This is a genomic window from Nocardioides sp. (assembly GCF_035697785.1).
In the GTDB taxonomy this organism is placed as follows: domain Bacteria; phylum Actinomycetota; class Actinomycetes; order Propionibacteriales; family Nocardioidaceae; genus Nocardioides_B.
The window spans coordinates 20,098-36,805 of record NZ_DASSCL010000074.1; the positions used below are offsets into that span (position 1 = coordinate 20,098).

A 16,708-nucleotide genomic window follows, 5' to 3' on the forward strand; every position below is an offset into this window, starting at 1 on the left:
GGGAACATGGCGGAGGTCGTCGCGGTCATCGCGTCCACGCACCACCCGTTCTACTACCGGGCGAGCAACGCCACCGGGGACGACCGGCCGCCGTTCGCGGACGCCTGGGTGGAGAAGATCGAGCGCTTCCGCGAGACGTTGACCCGGGCCCGGCCCGACGTGCTCGTCATGGTCGGCAGCGACCACTTCCACCAGCTGTGGCTCGACAACATGCCGCAGTTCCTCGTCGGCAAGGCGCCGTTCTACGACGCCAACTGGTACAACGAGGAGCGCGAGTTCGGCCTGCCCCGCTTCCGCCTGCACGGTGACGAGGCGCTCTCGGAACACATCCTGCGGCAGGGGCTCGACGCGGGCTTCGACCTCGCGTTCAGCAACGAGCTGCGCATCGACCACAGCGTGACCTGCCCGATCATCACGCTGCGGCCCGAGGCGGACCTGCCGATCGTGCCGATCTACACCAACATCTTCGCGCCGCCGCTGCCGCAGCCGAGGCGGTTCGTCGAGCTCGGACGTCAGATCCGGGCGATGGTGGAGTCCTGGCCGTCGGACCAGCGGGTCGCGATCATCGGCACCGGCCACCTCTCGCTCGAGCTCGGGGGGCCGCGCCAGTTCGGTCCGCACGGGCCGGACCCGGAGTTCGACCGGAAGGCCGTCGACTGGATCGCCACCGGGGACATCGAGGGGTGTCTGGCCGAGGTGACCCTCGACAGCCTGCACGCACCCGGCAACGCCACCCACGGGTTCATGGACTTCATGCTGATGATGGGGGTGGCCGGCGACAACGTGAAGGCCGACCACGTCGACTCGCTCGACCTGTTCCACACGATGGAGGCGTACTTCACCTGGTACCCGAAGGGGGGCTCGCAGTGAGCAAGTACCTCATGGACAAGTTCCTGTTCACCGTCGACCGCGACCGTGAGCTCGTCGAGCGCTACCGCGAGGACCCGCGCGGGTTCGTCGCGTGGTGGGAGGCGGAGCGGGCCAACCAGATCCTCAGCTGCACGACGGACGAGGCCAGCACCTGGCAGGCCTTCGAGGACGACGAGCGGGAGGCGCTGGCCACGCATGACTACCCGCGGCTGTTCGAGCTGGGCTGCCACCCGTTCCTCACCCTGACGCTGTTCATCGCGATGTTCGAGCGCGACTACGACGAGCCGCTCGGGTTCCAGCTGGAGTACGCCCGGCAGCTGCAGCGGTTCTCGCTCCCCTACCCCGACATCGCGACCTGAGCCGGCGCCCCGTGCCCGTCCGCAAGGTCCAGCTCCAGGCGCACGGTCGGCCGCCGGTGGTGGTCGACGGCGACGAACCGCCCGCACCCGACGACGGCCAGTGCCTGGTCGCGGTGCGGGCCGCGCCGATCACCCCGCTCGACGTGCTCTGCGCGACCGGCACGTCCTACTTCGGCGCGCCCGCGCTGCCCTACGTGCCGGGCGTGCAGGGGGTCGGCACGGTGGTGGCGCACCCACGACTCGCGGAGGGCACGCTGGTGTGGTTCCCGACCAGCGCGGGGATGGCGCCCGGCGACGGCAGCATGTCCAGCGCCGTCGTGCTCCCCGCGGACGCCGTGGTGCCGCTCCCGGACGACACGGTCGCCGCCACCGAGGTCGCGGCCCTGGGGCTGTCCGCGGTGGCCGCCTGGATGGTCCTGACCTGGCGCGCCGCCCTGCGCCCGGACGAGCAGGTGCTCGTGCTCGGCGCCGGCGGCGTCGTGGGGCAGGTCGCGGTGCAGGCCGCCCGGCTGCTCGGGGCACGACGGGTCGTCGCGGCGGCCCGGTCCGACCGTGCGCGGCAGCGCGCGGAGACCTGCGGTGCCGACGTCGTCGTACCGCTGCAGGACGGGGAGCCCGTCGACGCACTGACCGACCGGCTGCGCGAGGCGCTCGACGGCCCGCTCGACGTCGTGGTCGACCCGCTCTGCGGCGCTCCGGCCTCCGCGGCCGCGCGGCTGCTCGGCGAGGGCGGGCGGCTGGTCAACCTGGGCAGCTCCGCGGGTCCGACGATGGAGGTCGACTCGGCATCGCTGCGCAGCCGGACCGCGGCCGTGCTCGGCTACACCAACAACGCGATCACCAGCGAGCAGCGCGACGCCGCGTTGCTCGCAGTGCTCGGCCACGCGGCGGCGGGACGGCTGCGGGTCGACCACGAGGTGGTGGCGCTGGACGACGTCGGCGAGGCGTGGGCCCGGCAGGCGGACGGCACCGCCACCACCCGGATCGTGGTCGACCTGGCCTGAAGGTCCCTCGTGGATTCGGCCAGGGACCGGCGCGCCGATAGAATCGCCTGGCCCGCCGTCGTACGACGCGTCCCGGGCTCCCCTATCGAAAGCAGCACCGCTCCGCCATGTCACAGGCAGCCACCGAGACCCGTTCCCACCGCAGCGACCTGCGCAACGTCGCGATCGTCGCGCACGTCGACCACGGCAAGACCACCCTGGTCGACGCGATGCTGTGGCAGGGCGGCGCTTTCGGCGAGCACCAGCACGTCGACGAGCGAGCGATGGACTCCGGCGACCTGGAGCGCGAGAAGGGCATCACGATCCTCGCGAAGAACACCGCGATCCGCTACACCGGCGAGGCCGCCGGGGACACCCCGATGACGATCAACATCATCGACACCCCCGGCCACGCCGACTTCGGTGGCGAGGTGGAGCGCGGCCTCTCCATGGTGGACGGGATCGTGCTCCTCGTGGACGCGTCCGAGGGGCCGCTGCCGCAGACCCGGTTCGTGCTGCGCAAGGCGCTGAACGCCGACCTGCCCGTCGTGCTCGTGGTCAACAAGGTGGACCGCTCGGACGCGCGGATCAGCGAGGTGGTCGACGAGACCTACGAGTTGTTCATGGACCTGCTCGACGACAGCCACAGCGCCGACGCGCTGGACTTCCCGGTCGTCTACGCCAGCGCCAAGGCCGGCCGGGCGTCGCTGGAGATGCCCGACAACGGCGGGCTCCCCGACAGCGAGAACCTCGAGCCGCTGTTCAAGACGATCCTCGACACCATCCCGGCCCCGACGTACACCGAGGGTGCGCCGCTCCAGGCCCACGTCACCAACCTCGACGCCAGCCCGTTCCTCGGCCGCCTCGCGCTCGTCCGTGTCAAGGAGGGCAACCTGAAGAAGGGCCAGCAGGTCGCGTGGATGAAGCGCGACGGGGCGGTGCAGAACGTCAAGGTCACCGAGCTGCTCGTGACCGAGGCGCTCGAGCGCAAGCCCGGCGAGTCCGCCGGGCCCGGCGACATCGTCGCGATCGCGGGCATGCCGGACATCATGATCGGCGAGACCCTCGCCGACCCGGAGCACCCGGTCGCGCTGCCGCTGATCCAGGTCGACGAGCCGGCCATCTCGATGACGATCGGCACCAACACCTCGCCGCTGGCCGGCCGCGGACCGACCAAGGGCACCAAGGTCACCGCGCGGCTGGTCAAGGACCGGCTGGATGCCGAGCTGGTCGGCAACGTGTCGATCAAGGTGCTGCCGACCGAGCGCCCCGACGCCTGGGAGGTGCAGGGTCGCGGCGAGCTCGCGCTGGCGATCCTCGTCGAGCAGATGCGCCGCGAGGGCTACGAGCTCACCGTCGGCAAGCCGCAGGTGGTCACCCGCGAGGTCGACGGCAAGATCCACGAGCCCGTGGAGCGGCTCACGATCGACGCGCCCGAGGAGTACCTCGGCACGATCACGCAGCTCCTCGCCGTCCGCAAGGGCCGGATGGAGCAGATGACCAACCACGGCACCGGCTGGGTGCGGATGGAGTTCCTGGTGCCGGCGCGCGGCCTGATCGGCTTCCGCACCGAGTTCCTCACCGACACCCGCGGCACCGGCATCGCGCACCACGTGTTCGAGAAGTACGAGCCGTGGGCCGGCGAGATCCGCTCGCGCGCGTCGGGCTCCCTGGTCGCGGACCGCTCCGGCGCGGCGACGTCGTACGCCATGACGAACCTGCAGGAGCGCGGCGTGCTCTTCGTCGAGCCGACCACCGAGGTCTACGAGGGCATGATCGTCGGGGAGAACTCCCGCGAGGACGACATGGACGTCAACATCACCAAGGAGAAGAAGCAGACCAACGTCCGCTCCTCCACGTCCGACAACTTCGAGAAGCTGATCCCGCCGAAGAAGCTCTCCCTCGAGCAGTGCCTGGAGTTCTGCCGCGAGGACGAGTGCGTCGAGGTCACCCCCGACTTCGTCCGGATCCGCAAGGTCGAGCTCGACCAGAACCTGCGGGGTCGCGCCGCCGCCCGCGCCCGCCGCAACTGATCCACCGACTTGTCAGAGCGTCAGCCGGTCCGGACCGGCTCAGGCGCTGACAACTGGGTCAGGCGCCGTCGCGCCGCAGCCAGCGGTACTCGACCTCCGGGCGGCCACCCCCGCCGTAGCGCGAGTGCTTGGCGACCAGCCCCGTCTCCGCCAGGTGCTCCAGGTAGCGCCGGGCCGTCACCCGTGACACGCCCGTCGCGTCGGCGACCTCGGTGGCCGAGCTGGGGGCCTCCCGCAGCCGCTCGGTGACCAGCCGCATGGTGGCGTCGCTCATCCCCTTCGGCAGCGCCGAGCCGCCGGTCGGCCGGAGCGTGCCGAGCAGCGCGTCCACCTCGTCCTGCACCACCTCGGCCTCGGCCTCGCCGAGCTGGGCCCGGTAGGCGGCGTACTGCTCGAGCTTGCCGCGCAGCCCGGCGAACGTGAACGGCTTGAGCAGGTACTGCACGACGCCCTGCGACACCGCGCGACGGACGACGTCGAGGTCACGGGCCGACGTCACCGCGATCACGTCACACAGGTGCCCGTCCTGACGGATCCGCTGCAGCAGCTCCAGACCGTGCACGTCGGGCAGGTGCATGTCGAGCAGCACCAGGTCGACCGCCGTCCCGTCCCGGAGAAGGCGTACGGCGTCCGCGCCGGAGCGCGCGACACCGGCGACCACGAAGCCCGGGACCCGATCGACGTACGACGCGTGCGCCGCGGCGGCGATCTCCTCGTCCTCGACGACCAGCACCCGGATCGTCATGCCGGTGCCTCCACGTGCACCGTGAACCGGGCACCGCCGAGGTCGGACGTGCCTGCGTCGATGCGCCCGCCGTGGCGGCGTACGACCTGTCCGACGAGGGCGAGGCCCAGCCCACGCCCGACGGCGTCATCGCCGCGCTTGGTCGACCAGCCGTGCCGGAACACCTGCTCGGCCGCGCCTTCCGGAAGGCCCGGTCCGCTGTCCCCGACCTCGATGTCGAGCACCGTGTTGTCGGCGACGACCCGGACCCGGACCCGGCGTGGCTCCGTCTCCGCGACGGCGTCGAAGGCGTTGTCGAGCAGGTTGCCGAGGATGGTGACGACGTCGCGTGGCTCCACGACGAGGCCCAGGACGCGCGTGGCTTCGTCGATGACCAGCTCGATCCCGCGCTCGGCGGCCTGGGCCGACTTGCCCAGCAGGACGGCGGCGACGACCGGCTCACCGACGGAGCCGACCACGGTGTCGGTGAGCAGCTGGGCCGACTCGAGCTCCTCGGTGGCGAACTCGACGGCCTCGTCGACGCGGCCCAGCTCGATCAGGGAGACCACGGTGTGCAGCCGGTTGGCGGCCTCGTGGTTCTGCGCACGCAGCGACTCGGCGAGCCCGCGCACGGTGTCGAGCTCCCCCGAGACGGCCTGCAGCTCGGTGTGGTCGCGCAGCGTGACGACGGACCCCACCGCCTCACCCTCCCAGTGCGCCTCGGCCTGGTTGACGACCAGCACCCGGTCGCCGACGAGCCGGATCTCGTCCGGTCCTGCCGTGCCCGCGAGCAGAGACTCCGCGAGCGGCTCGGGCAGCCCGATCTCGGTCACGCGTTGCCCGACCGCGTCGGCCGGCGTGTCCAGGAGCCGGGCGGCCTCGTCGTTGACCAACTGCACGCGTCCGTCGCCATCGATGAGGAGCAGTCCCTCGCGCACGGCGTGCAGGACCGAGTCGTAGTACTCGTACATCCGGGTGATCTCCGCCGCGCCCAGCCCGTGCGTCTGCCGCCGCAGCCGCCGGCTGATCAGCCAGGCGCCCAACGCGCCCACCGCGAGCACGGCCCCCGCGGCGAGCACGATCGGCAGCAGCCGGCGGTCGAGCTGGCGGTCGATGCGCTCCAGGGTGATGCCGACGGAGACCAGCGCGACCACCTCCCCGTCGTCCCGGACCGGTACGACGGCGCGCATGGATGGTCCGAGGGTGCCGGTGTACTGCTGGGTGAACACCCGGCCCTCGGGCGCCGCCCCGAGGTCGCCGATGAACGCACGGCCGAGCTGCGCGGGGTCGGGGTGGGAGAACCGGGTCCGGTCCAGCGCCATCACGACGACGAAGTCGGTGCCGGTGTCCCGGCGTACTCGCTCGGCGAACGGCTGGATGGTGGCCGACGGCTCCGGGTCGTCCAAGGCTGCGATCACGTCCGGTGCGTCGGCGACCGTCTCGGCGATGTCCACCGAGCGGAGCCTTGCGGAGTCGCGCTGGTCGCGGCGCGCATCGACGTACGCGAGCGTCACCGCCACCGCGACCACCAGCAGCACCGTCAGGATCTGAAGCAGGAGGATCTGTCCGGCTACCGACCGTTCGCGTACCTTCACCGATCCCCTCCTCCGGTCGGGGCGTGAACACAACGAACACAAGCGTGACCACGGTCACAGCGGGTACGAACCTAGGCGGAACCGATCCATCCCCGCCCGTCCCAGGGCACCGACGCTGGAGGAACCATGGCACACCAGCCATCCCCCGACACCCAGACGACGCCCAGTCGCGACCGCACGCATTACCTGTACGTCGCCGTCGTGGTGGCCGTGCTGCTCGGCATCTTCGTGGGCTTCGTCGCACCCGACTTCGCGGTGAAGCTCGCGCCGCTCGGCGAGGGCTTCGTCAACCTGATCAAGATGATGATCGTCCCGGTCATCTTCTGCACGCTCGTCCTCGGCGTCGGCTCGGTGCGCAGCGCCGCCAGCGTGGGCAAGGTCGGTGGCCTTGCCCTCACCTACTTCCTGGTGATGTCGACCTTCGCCCTTGCCATCGGCCTGGTGGTCGGCAACATCCTGCACCCCGGCTCGGGACTGCACATCACCGAGGACCTCGCGGCCGCCGGCCAGGAGCAGGCCGCCGAGGCCGGGTCCACCACCGAGTTCCTGCTCAGCATCATCCCGACGACGCTGTTCTCCGCACTCACTGACGGTGAAGTGCTGCAGACCCTGCTGGTGGCGCTGCTCGTCGGTTTCGCGTTGCAGGCCATGGGACGAGCCGGTGAGCCGATCCTGCGTGGCATGGGCCACCTGCAGCGGCTGGTGTTCCGGGTCCTCGCGATGATCATGTGGGTCGCACCGGTCGGCGCGTTCGGCGCCATCGCCGCGGTGGTCGGCGAGACCGGACTCGACGCCCTGAAGAGCCTCGCCGTGCTCATGGCCGGCTTCTACATCACCTGCGCGATCTTCGTCTTCGTCATCCTGGGCACCCTGCTGAGGGTCACCACCGGGGTCAACATCTTCAGCCTGCTGAAGTACCTCGCCCGCGAGTTCCTGCTGATCCTGTCGACCTCGTCGTCCGAGTCCGCCCTGCCCCGGCTGATCGCCAAGATGGAGCACGCCGGCGTGGCCCAGACGACGGTCGGCGTGGTCGTCCCGACCGGCTACTCGTTCAACCTCGACGGCACCGCGATCTACCTGACCATGGCCTCTCTGTTCATCGCCGAGGCGATGGGCGACCCCCTGAGCATCGGCGAGCAGATCTCCCTGCTGGTGTTCATGGTCATCGCCTCCAAGGGCGCCGCCGGCGTCACCGGTGCGGGGCTCGCCACGCTGGCCGGCGGCCTGTCGACCCACCGGCCGGAGATGCTCGACGGCGTCGGCCTGATCGTCGGCATCGACCGGTTCATGTCCGAGGCACGGGCGCTGACCAACTTCGCCGGCAACTCCGTCGCCACCGTGATCATCGGCGGCTGGACCGACACCCTCGACAAGGCGCGCCTGGACAGGGTGTTGTCGGGTGCGGACCCGTTCGACGAGCGCACGATGCTCGACGACGAGCCCGAGACCGACGAACCGGCCCGAACCCCCGCCCGGGACGCCGAGCTGCGGCCCGAGGAGCCGAGCAGGGTCTGAGCGAACGCGGTGCCCCGGACCCGATGGTCCGGGGCATGCGCGACAGCCGGGTGCGCGGGCTGGTCTGAGCACCTCACTCGGCGGGTTCGGCCGCGGCCCGCGGCTCGCGGGCCAGCACCGCGAGGCCGAGCAACGGGAGCACCGCGAGGAGCAGCAGGCTGCCGCCCATCCCGAGCACCGGCCCGAGACCGCCGACGACCGCGGACCCGACGCCGCCGCCCACCAGGAACATCAACGTGGCCACGCCGAGCGCCACCCCGCGGACCTCGGTTGTCACGGCGTCACCGACCACCGCCATGAGGGCCGGCTGCCCGAGCCCGAAGGACAGCGTCACCCCCACGACCGCGACCACCAACAGGGTGGCCGACTGGACGGACGCACCACCCGCCGCGACCCCCAACGAGCCGGCTGCGACCAGGCCGGAGAGGACCAGTGAGCTGATGCCTCCGATCCGGGCGAGGAGAGGCGCCGCGAAGCGAGGAGCGAGGAGCCCGGTGACGGCGCTGGGCAGCAGGACGACACCGACCTCCCACGGCTCCCACCCGTCGGCGACCAGCACGGCCGGTACGGCGATCAGGAGCGCGAACCAGGCGGCCGGCACGGCGGCCGCCGCGATCGAGCTCCGCACGACCGTGGCGTTGCGCAGCACCGACCTGGGCAGGAACCCGTGCGGACGCCGGCGCACCCACCAGCCGACTGCAGGCGCGCCGAGCGCCAGCAGCACCGCGCCGACGATCGCGACCACCGGCCCGGTGGAGGGCGACTGCACCAGCATCACCAGCCCGGCCGACGTGCCGGCCACCAGCGCGGCACCGATGAGGTCGAGTCGGGCTCCGCTGCCCTCGGTGGGCAACGACCGGTACAGGAACGGCACCAGGAGCAGCCCGAGCAGCGGCAGCGCGATGACGGTGCGCCAGCCGAGCAGGCCCTCCACCACCCCGCCCGCAAGCGGCCCGAGGCAGGAGATGGCCGCTGCCACCCCGGCGAACCGGCCCAGCGCGGCCGCACGGACCACCCCGTCGTACCGCGCGCTGATGACAGCCACGCCGAGCGTGGGAATCGCGGCCGCGCCGGCGCCCTGCAGCACCCGTCCGGCCAGGAGTACGCCGAACGTGGGCGCGAGTGCACCGGCCACCGCCCCGGCGGCCATCACTGCGACGCCGAAGAGCAACGGCCCGCGGATGCCGACCAGGTCGGACACCCGTCCGTAGACCGCGGTCGCGACCGCGAGCATCAGCGCGTACAGGCTGATCGCCCAGGCGCTGACGCCGGTGCTGACACCCAGGTCCTCGGCGAGCACGGGCAGTGCGATGGCGGCGGACGAGCTGCCGAGCCCGGCGAGGCCGAAGAGGGCACCGGCGAGGAGGGAGACACGGCGGGCGTCGGCGCGGACGCTGCTGGCGGGGGACATCCTCACGGGAACCTGCGCGGCCGTGCGCGCATTCCCGGCTACCGGGGTGCGCGGTCTGGCGGGAAGCCGCCGGTGGCGACCGGTCCCCAGTACTCCACGGTGATCCGGATCAGCGACTTGCCCTGCCTGCGCATCGCCTCGCGGTACTCGTCCCAGTCGGAGTGCTCGCCGGCGATGCAGCGGAAGTACTCCACCAACCCGTCCTCGGCCTCCTGCGCCGGCATGTCCAGCACCTCGGCCGTGCCGTCGACCTGCACGTAGGGACCATCCCACTCGTCGGAGTGCACCAGCACCGAGACGTGGGGGTTGCGGCGCAGGTTCACGGCCTTGGCGCGGTCGGGGTACGTCGACACGACGATCCGACCGCTCTCGTCGACGCCACCGGTGACCGGCGACATCTGCGGTCGCCCGTTGCGCTTCGTCGTCACCAGCGTGAGGTGGTGCCGGGTGCGCGCGAACTCGAGAAGCTGCGCGCGGTCCACCCGGTCGGTCGTCGCGATCTTGGCCATGCCATCACCCTAGGAGGCGACGTCGCCCTAGCGGCCGGTGCACCACCGGTCGAGCAGCTCGCCGTACACCGCGACCGCCTCGTCGACCCGCGCCAGCGAGCACCACTCGTCGGCGACGTGGCACTGCTCCGGCTCACCCGGCCCGAGCACCACGGTCGGAGTCGTGGCGTGGTCGGAGAGCAACGGGATCAGCGCCGAGGCGTCGGTGAAGTACCGCGCGGTCTCCACCGGCGCGCCGTCGAGCCCCGCTGCGCCCAACGCCTCGCCGACCAGCCCGACGAACGCGTGGGAGGTGTCGGTGTCGACCGGCGGGAGTACGACGTGGTCCTCGACCCGCACCGCGTCGCCCACCACCGACCGGACCACGTCCCGGATCGCGTCGCCCTGCGCCGACGGCACGGACCTGATGTCGAGGTAGATCTCCCCGGCGTCGGGGACCACGTTGGTCTGCACGCCACCGCGCAGCACGCCCACGTTGGCGGTCACCCCCTCGGGCCAGCCGTCGAAGTCGTGCAGCGCCACGGCGGCCCGCGCGACCTTCACCGCCGCGTTGTCACCGAGCTCCGGCGCCGAGCCGTGCGCCGCCTTGCCGGTGGCGGTGAGGTGCATCCAGTGCGCGCCCTTGTGCCCGGGCACCAGCGCGTTGCGCGTGGGCTCGGCCACCACGAGCGGACCGCCGAGGGCGAGCGTCTCGCGGGGAAGTGCGAGCGCGCCCGTGCAACCGGTCTCCTCGCCGGCGGTCAGCACCACCTGGACTCCGCGGCAGTCGTGCGCACGGGCGGCGTGGTCGGCGACGGCCTCGACGAGGGCGGCGACCCCGGACTTCATGTCGCTGGTGCCGCGCCCCACCATCCGGTCGCCGTCGACGTCGGCCGCCCACGGGTCCGCCGTCCAGTCCGCCGGTGTCGCCGGCACGGTGTCGAGGTGACCGGTGAACGTCAGCGGCGTCGCACCGCCTGTGCGGGCGACGTACTGCTCCCGCCCCTCGGCCGACCACTCGACCAGGCGACCGTCCAGGCCTGCCTTCTCGAGGATCTCGGCGCAGCGGCGGGCCAGCCCACCCTCGCGGGCCCCGACCGTGTCGGCGCGGACCAGCTCGGTCAGCAGGTCGGTGGCTCTGCTCATCGGGGCCTCACTTCAGCACCGACCCCTTGGTCTCGGGGAGGCTGAGCGTGGCGACGAACGCGACGGCCGCACCGATCGCGACGTACCAGAAGAACCAGCTGCTGTGCCCGGCGTCGCCGAGCCACTGGATCACCAGCGGCGCCGTGCCGCCGAACGTGGCAACGGTGAGGTTGTACCAGGCACCGATGCCCAGGCCGCGCAGCTCGGTCGGGAACAGCTCGCTCATGATCGCCGGCGCGATCGAGGACAGCATCGCGTAGAGGCCGAGGCCGAAGCAGAACACCAGCAGCATGCTGCCGAAGCCTGCCTCCGGCCGGACCAGCTTGGACACCGGCACGATCAGCAGCGCCATCGCGCCCGACCAGATCAACATCTGCGGCTTCCGGCCGAACCTGTCGGCGGTCCAGCCGAACGGGTACTGCAGCACGACGAACAGCGCGGTGCCGATCGACAGCGCCCAGAACACCATGCCGTCGTCGAGACCGTTGGCGGTCACCGCGAACGGGGTCAGGGCCGAGAAGAACGTGTAGTAGCACAGGGTGCTCAGGATCGTGAAGCCGATCAACTGCGCGACCGCCTTGGGGTGCTCGCGCAGGGTGAGCATCAGCGGGTTCTTCAGGGCCTTGGCCTTCTCCTTGTTCTCCTCGAACTGCTCGGTCTCCGCCATGTCGCGACGCAGCCACAGACCGACCAGGCCGAGGCCGGCCCCGATCAGGAACGGCACCCGCCAACCCCAGCCGGCGAGCTGGTCGTCGGACAGCGTGGAGGCGAGCAGCGCCCCGAGGAGGGACGCGATCAGCACCGCGGAGCCGGTCGAGATGTAGAAGAAGGACGAGTACCGGCCGCGGCGCTCGGGCGGAGCGATCTCGGCGAGGTACGCCGAGGCGTTCGACACCTCACCGCCGAGCGACATGCCCTGCGCGATCCTCGCGACCAGCAGCAGGATCGGCGCGAGCCAGCCCACCGCGGTGTACGTCGGGAGGATCGCGATCACCAGCGAGCCGCCGGCCATCAGTGTGATCGTGAGCAGCATCGCCTGCTTGCGGCCGCGCAGGTCGGCGAACCGGCCGAGCAGCATGCCGCCGAGCGGGCGGAAGAAGAACGCCAGCGCGTAGGTGGCGAACGTGCCGATGAACGCGAGCGACTCGTTCTCGGCGGGGAAGATCTGGGTCGCGAAGTAGATCGAGAAGGTCGCATAGACCGTCCAGTCGTACCACTCGACCGCGTTGCCGACGCTGGCCGCGATCAGTGTGCGTAACGGAAGCTTGTGGGGCGCCTGCGCTTCAGTGGTGGTCGTGCCCGGCGCCGTACCGGCCGGGGACGAGGGGTGGCTGCTCATGGCATGCTCCTCCGAGATAGGGGCCACCTGTGACCGTGCCCACTACTCGATCGGTGAAACCGGCCGTCTTCACGCCGACGTGCCCCTTTAGGTTCCCCCTCCGGATACGACGCGACGGGTTTGCTGTCCGGGCAGTCCGGAAACAGCAAACCCGTCGCGTCGTATCCGGATGGTTCAGCCGACGAGGACCACGTGGAGGGTGCGCGGGCCGTGCACGCCCTCGACCCGGTCGAGCTCGATGTCGCTGGTGGCGGACGGGCCGCTGATCCAGGTCTGCGGGCGGTCGTGGTACGCCGGCGCGCCCAGGAATGCGATGGCCTGGGGCACGTCGGGCACCACCTGGTCGGCGCGCACCACGCACACGTGCAGGTCCGGCACGAGCGACAGGGCGCGCCGCCCCTCGCCCGCGCCGTGGGTGAGCACGATCGTCCCGGTCTCCGCGATCGCCACCGTGGCGGTGGTGACCACGGCGTCGTACCCGTCGAGGGTCGCGGCCGCGAAGTCCTCGTCGACGACGCCGGGCACGTCGAGCGGCAGGCCCGGCGGGAGCACGACCCGCGCCCCGGTCGGCAACGCGTTGGCCACCGTCCTGACCAGGTCCTCGTCGGCGCATCGGCTGACCGTCGCGCGGTAGTCCTCGACCCGCCCCGCGAAGCGACCCGCCAACCCCTCGGGCGTACGACGAGCGCGGTACCCCCGTGGCACGTGGACCTCGGACGTGTCGGCGTCGGCGAGGGCCGAGCGCACCCGCGCCAGGATCTCGTCGCGCGCACTCATTCGGCATCCTCGTGGCGGAGCGAGCGCAGCCAGCAGCGTCGTGAGCCGATCATGACCGGCCCCCGTCCGTGCGCTTCCACCAGGAACGGAACGACTCGGTGGGCGGTGCGGGAAGGTCGCGCGCCTCGGTCCACCTCGCACCGGGGCCGGGCATGCGCGCGAGCACGCGTCGGCCGCCCGGGGCAGTGCGCCGGCCGAGGCGCTGCGCCGCACGGCCGATCAGGCCGGAGACCCGCTCGGCGCCGCGCATCCGGGCCGCGGACCCGAGCACCCAGGAGCCCGCCGCCATCGCGGCGGCCTCGGGCTTGCGCAGGGAACGCAGCGGACCGGACGCGGGCCGGTGCGCGTCGACCACCTGGGCGCGCAGGTCGACCAGCACCGACGGGATGTCGATCCGCACCGGGCAGGCCTCGAAGCAGGCTCCGCACAGGGTCGAGGCGTACGGCAACGAGTCGGTCTGTTCGTCCACGCCGACCCCGCGCAGCAGCGGGTTGAGGATCGCGCCGATCGGCCCCGGGTACACCGAGCCGTAGGCGTGCCCGCCGGTCCGCTCGTAGACCGGGCACACGTTCAGGCACGCGGAGCAGCGGATGCAGCGCAGCGCCTGCCGACCCATGTCGTCGGCGAGCGCGCGGGTGCGGCCGTTGTCGAGCAGCACGACGTGCACCTCCTGTGGCCCGTCGCCGGGCGTGACACCGGTCCACATCGACGTGTACGGGTTCATCCGCTCCCCCGTCGACGACCGCGGCAGCAGCTCCAGGAACGCGTCGAGGTCGGCGTACGTTGGCACGACCTTCTCGATCCCGACCACCGACACCAGGATGTCGGGCAGGGTCAGGCACATCCGCCCGTTGCCCTCGGACTCGACGACCACGAGCGTGCCGGTCTCGGCGACCGCGAAGTTCGCGCCGGAGACGGCCATCCGGGCGCGCAGGAACTTCTCCCGAAGGTGCAGCCGTGCCGCCTCCGCGAGCCGGGCGGGATCGTCGGTCAGGTCATCCGGGGCCGGCCGTCCGGCGGCCCCCATCGCGCGCTCGAAGATCGCCTTGATCTCCGCGCGGTTGCGGTGGATCGCGGGGACCAGGATGTGGGAGGGCAGGTCGTCGCCGAGCTGCACGATCAGCTCCGCCAGGTCGGTCTCCCAGGCCGCGATGCCTTCGGCGGCCAGGGCCTCGTTGAGGTCGATCTCCTGGGTGGCCATCGACTTGACCTTCACGACCTCGTCGACGCCGTGCTGCTTGGCGACCGCAGCCACGACCGCGCAGGCCTCGGACGCGTCGCGCGCCCAGTGCACGGTCGCCCCGCGTGCGGTGAGCGCCGCCTCGAGGGTGAGCAGGTGCTCGTCGAGGTGCCGCAGGGTGTTGTCCTTGACGGCCGCGCCGGCCAGCCGCAGTTCCTCCCAGTCGTCGACCTCGGCCACGACCGCGGCACGCTTGGCGCGGATCACCCCGGTGGCGTGCGCCAGGTTGCTGCGCAGCTGGGTGTCGGCCAGCGCCGCCCGCGCCGCTGCCGGGAACGCCGGCATCCCGACGAAGGTCGCCCCGGTGGTCGAGACCATCACGCCCCCTCGGTCGCGGCCAGCACCTCGGCCAGGTGCATCGTCCGTACGCCGGACCGCTGCCGCGACAGCAAGCCGCCGATGTGCATCAGGCACGACGAGTCGCCGGCCACCAGCACCTCCGCCCTCGACGCCACCACGTGGCGCGCCTTGTCGGCACCCATCGCGACGGAGGTGTCCGAGTTCTTCACCGCGAACGTCCCGCCGAAGCCGCAGCACGCCTCGGCAGCCGGCAGCTCGACCAGCCGGATCCCGCGCACCGCGCGCAGCAGTGACAGCGGCCGGTCCCCGACGCCGAGCATGCGCAGCGAGTGGCAGGTCGGGTGGTAGGTCACCGTGTGCGGGAACGACGCGCCCACGTCGGTCACGCCCAGCACGTCCACGAGGAACTCGGACAGCTCCAGCACCCGCGGCGACACCTCGGCCACCGCCGTCGCCAGCCCGGCATCCCCCGACCGGCGCGCGACGATGCCGTGCTGGTGGCGGGCCGACCCGGCGCAGGACCCCGACGGGACTACCACGTAGTCGTAGCCGGCGAACGCCGAGACGAAGGTGCGGACCACGGGGACGGCCTCGTCGAGGTAGCCGGTGTTCACCATCGGCTGCCCGCAGCACGTCTGCGCCTCGGGAAACTCCACGTCGACGCCGAGCCGGCGCAGCAGCGTGACGACGGCCTTCCCGGCGGCGGGGAACAGCGCGTCGTTGATGCACGTCACCATCAGCGCCACCCGCATGCGACTCACCTTGCCAGGTCGCCGAGGGTGGCGTCCGCCGAGACCCGCGCCTCCGCAGCGGACCAGTCCCCGAGGTCCTCCGGTTCGTACCGCACCGGTTCGTGCGTCACCCGGACCAGACTGCGCATCGCCGCGAGGTCCGGCAGGTCGGCACCCAGCGCCCGGGCCTGCACCAGCACGTTTCCGAGAGCGGCCGCCTCGACCGGTCCGGCCAGCACGGGTACGCCGCACGCGGAGGCGGTCAGCCGGCAGAGCAGGTCGTTGCGGGCGCCTCCCCCGACGATGTGCACGACCTCGACCTCGACACCGGACAACGACGCCGCCTGCCGCACGACCTGCCGATAGGCCAGCGCCAGGCTGTCGAGGATGCAGCGCACGACCGCGCCACGCGTCGAGGGGACCGGCTGGCCGGTCGCCTCGCAGGCTGCGGCGATCCGCGCCTCCATGTCCCCCGGCGGCAAGTACTCCGGCGCCTGCAGGTCCACGACCGACCTCAGCGGGGGTACGTCGGACGCCTCGACCAGCAATGCCGCGAGGTCGACGTGCGCGCCGCGGGAGGCCCAGGTGCGCATCGCCTCGGACAGCACCCACAGTCCCGAGACGTTGCGCAGGAAGCGGATCGTCCGGTCGACGCCGCCCTCGTTGGTGAAGTCCGCCTCGCGGGCGGCTTCGGTCAGCACCGGCTCGTCGAGCTCAACGCCGACCAGCGACCAGGTCCCCGACGACACGTAGGCGGCGCGCGACCGGTCAGTGAACGGCACCCCGACGACCGCGGACGCCGTGTCGTGCGACCCCACAGCGACCACCGGCGTGCTCGCCGGGAGACCTACCTCGTCGGCGACGTCGGAAAGCAACGGTCCGATGGTCGCACCCGGGTCGTGCAGCGGCGGCAAGATGCGCGCCGGGATGCCCACGCGCTCCGCCAGGGAGGTGGCCCAGGTGCGGGCGCGCACGTCGTACAGCTGCGTGGTGGAGGCGTTCGTGCGCTCCGCGCCGACGACCCCGGTGAGCCAGTAGGCCAACAGGTCGGGGACAAGCAGCATCGTCTCGGCCGCGGGCAGCAGCTCCGGCGCCGAGACGAGCTGGTAGAGGGTGTTGAAGGGGAGCTGCTGCAGGCCCGTCGTGGCGTAGAGGTCCCGCTCGGAGAGGGTCTTCACCACGCGCTCCCGGACTCCC

The 16,708-nt window shown here is 72.0% G+C and carries 15 protein-coding genes; 5 read left to right on the forward strand and 10 right to left on the reverse strand.

What is annotated here, in order from left to right:
• Positions 1-6: 6 nt before the first annotated feature.
• The 4 genes from VFH10_RS07825 (at position 7) to typA (ending at position 4,245) form a co-directional block, all read left to right on the forward strand.
• Positions 7-870, forward strand: coding sequence for a hypothetical protein (locus tag VFH10_RS07825; protein WP_325127554.1), 864 nt, complete (start codon positions 7-9; stop codon positions 868-870).
• Positions 867-1,229, forward strand: coding sequence for a hypothetical protein (locus VFH10_RS07830; protein WP_325127555.1), 363 nt, complete (start codon positions 867-869; stop codon positions 1,227-1,229). The genes VFH10_RS07825 and VFH10_RS07830 overlap by 4 nt, the downstream gene beginning before the upstream one ends.
• Positions 1,230-1,240: 11 nt before the next feature.
• On the forward strand, positions 1,241-2,233 hold the full coding sequence (locus tag VFH10_RS07835; protein ID WP_325127556.1) for a quinone oxidoreductase family protein: 993 nt from the start codon (positions 1,241-1,243) through the stop codon (positions 2,231-2,233).
• Between the two features lie 107 nt (positions 2,234-2,340).
• Positions 2,341-4,245: a translational GTPase TypA gene (gene typA, locus VFH10_RS07840; RefSeq protein WP_325127557.1), complete on the forward strand. Its 1,905-nt coding sequence runs from the start codon at positions 2,341-2,343 to the stop codon at positions 4,243-4,245.
• A gap of 58 nt (positions 4,246-4,303) precedes the next feature.
• On the opposite strand, the gene VFH10_RS07845 is transcribed toward typA, so the two are convergent.
• Together VFH10_RS07845 and VFH10_RS07850 are read right to left on the reverse strand one after the other, a co-directional pair.
• On the reverse strand, positions 4,304-4,990 hold the full coding sequence (locus VFH10_RS07845; protein ID WP_325127558.1) for a response regulator: 687 nt from the start codon (positions 4,988-4,990) through the stop codon (positions 4,304-4,306).
• Entirely contained in the window at positions 4,987-6,564 is a 1,578-nt protein-coding gene (locus VFH10_RS07850) for a sensor histidine kinase (RefSeq protein ID WP_325127559.1), read from the reverse strand. The genes VFH10_RS07845 and VFH10_RS07850 overlap by 4 nt, the downstream gene beginning before the upstream one ends.
• Before the next feature lie 126 nt (positions 6,565-6,690).
• Between VFH10_RS07850 and VFH10_RS07855 the strand changes: the two genes are divergently transcribed.
• Positions 6,691-8,079 (forward strand): cation:dicarboxylate symporter family transporter, encoded by a 1,389-nt coding sequence (locus VFH10_RS07855; protein ID WP_325127560.1) that lies wholly within the window; start codon positions 6,691-6,693, stop codon positions 8,077-8,079.
• Positions 8,080-8,152: 73 nt separating this feature from the next.
• On the opposite strand, the gene VFH10_RS07860 is transcribed toward VFH10_RS07855, so the two are convergent.
• The 8 genes from VFH10_RS07860 to VFH10_RS07895 all read right to left on the reverse strand — a co-directional run.
• Positions 8,153-9,490, reverse strand: coding sequence for an MFS transporter (locus VFH10_RS07860; protein WP_325127561.1), 1,338 nt, complete (start codon positions 9,488-9,490; stop codon positions 8,153-8,155).
• 38 nt (positions 9,491-9,528) lie between these two features.
• Positions 9,529-9,999: a PPOX class F420-dependent oxidoreductase gene (locus VFH10_RS07865; RefSeq protein WP_325127562.1), complete on the reverse strand. Its 471-nt coding sequence runs from the start codon at positions 9,997-9,999 to the stop codon at positions 9,529-9,531.
• A 27-nt stretch (positions 10,000-10,026) separates the two neighbouring features.
• On the reverse strand, positions 10,027-11,124 hold the full coding sequence (locus VFH10_RS07870; RefSeq protein ID WP_325127563.1) for a M20 family metallopeptidase: 1,098 nt from the start codon (positions 11,122-11,124) through the stop codon (positions 10,027-10,029).
• A 7-nt stretch (positions 11,125-11,131) separates the two neighbouring features.
• Positions 11,132-12,463: an MFS transporter gene (locus VFH10_RS07875; protein ID WP_325127564.1), complete on the reverse strand. Its 1,332-nt coding sequence runs from the start codon at positions 12,461-12,463 to the stop codon at positions 11,132-11,134.
• 174 nt (positions 12,464-12,637) lie between these two features.
• Positions 12,638-13,240 carry a LutC/YkgG family protein gene (locus tag VFH10_RS07880; protein WP_325127565.1) on the reverse strand — a complete coding sequence of 201 codons (603 nt, stop codon included), beginning with the start codon at positions 13,238-13,240 and terminating at the stop codon, positions 12,638-12,640.
• Positions 13,241-13,289: 49 nt separating this feature from the next.
• Positions 13,290-14,798, reverse strand: a complete 1,509-nt coding sequence (locus tag VFH10_RS07885; RefSeq protein WP_325127566.1) for a lactate utilization protein B — start codon at positions 14,796-14,798, stop codon at positions 13,290-13,292.
• Positions 14,798-15,532, reverse strand: a complete 735-nt coding sequence (locus VFH10_RS07890) for a (Fe-S)-binding protein (protein ID WP_325127567.1) — start codon at positions 15,530-15,532, stop codon at positions 14,798-14,800. The genes VFH10_RS07885 and VFH10_RS07890 overlap by 1 nt, the downstream gene beginning before the upstream one ends.
• 5 nt (positions 15,533-15,537) lie before the next feature.
• Positions 15,538-16,708 (reverse strand): rhamnulokinase (locus VFH10_RS07895; protein WP_325127568.1); only part of this gene is annotated, 1,171 nt, incomplete at its 5' end.

Excerpts from the sequence above, each read along its gene's own strand:
- VFH10_RS07825 (WP_325127554.1), top strand. The coding sequence starts at position 7 with ATGGCGGAGGTCGTCGCGGTCATCGCGTCCACGCACCACCCGTTCTAC.
- VFH10_RS07885 (WP_325127566.1), bottom strand. The coding sequence starts at position 14,798 with ATGGTCTCGACCACCGGGGCGACCTTCGTCGGGATGCCGGCGTTCCCG.
- VFH10_RS07875 (WP_325127564.1), bottom strand. The coding sequence starts at position 12,463 with ATGAGCAGCCACCCCTCGTCCCCGGCCGGTACGGCGCCGGGCACGACC.
- typA (WP_325127557.1), top strand. The coding sequence starts at position 2,341 with ATGTCACAGGCAGCCACCGAGACCCGTTCCCACCGCAGCGACCTGCGC.
- VFH10_RS07890 (WP_325127567.1), bottom strand. The coding sequence starts at position 15,532 with ATGCGGGTGGCGCTGATGGTGACGTGCATCAACGACGCGCTGTTCCCC.
- VFH10_RS07845 (WP_325127558.1), bottom strand. The coding sequence starts at position 4,990 with ATGACGATCCGGGTGCTGGTCGTCGAGGACGAGGAGATCGCCGCCGCG.
- VFH10_RS07860 (WP_325127561.1), bottom strand. The coding sequence starts at position 9,490 with ATGTCCCCCGCCAGCAGCGTCCGCGCCGACGCCCGCCGTGTCTCCCTC.
- VFH10_RS07870 (WP_325127563.1), bottom strand. The coding sequence starts at position 11,124 with ATGAGCAGAGCCACCGACCTGCTGACCGAGCTGGTCCGCGCCGACACG.
- VFH10_RS07865 (WP_325127562.1), bottom strand. The coding sequence starts at position 9,999 with ATGGCCAAGATCGCGACGACCGACCGGGTGGACCGCGCGCAGCTTCTC.
- VFH10_RS07880 (WP_325127565.1), bottom strand. The coding sequence starts at position 13,240 with ATGAGTGCGCGCGACGAGATCCTGGCGCGGGTGCGCTCGGCCCTCGCC.
- VFH10_RS07855 (WP_325127560.1), top strand. The coding sequence starts at position 6,691 with ATGGCACACCAGCCATCCCCCGACACCCAGACGACGCCCAGTCGCGAC.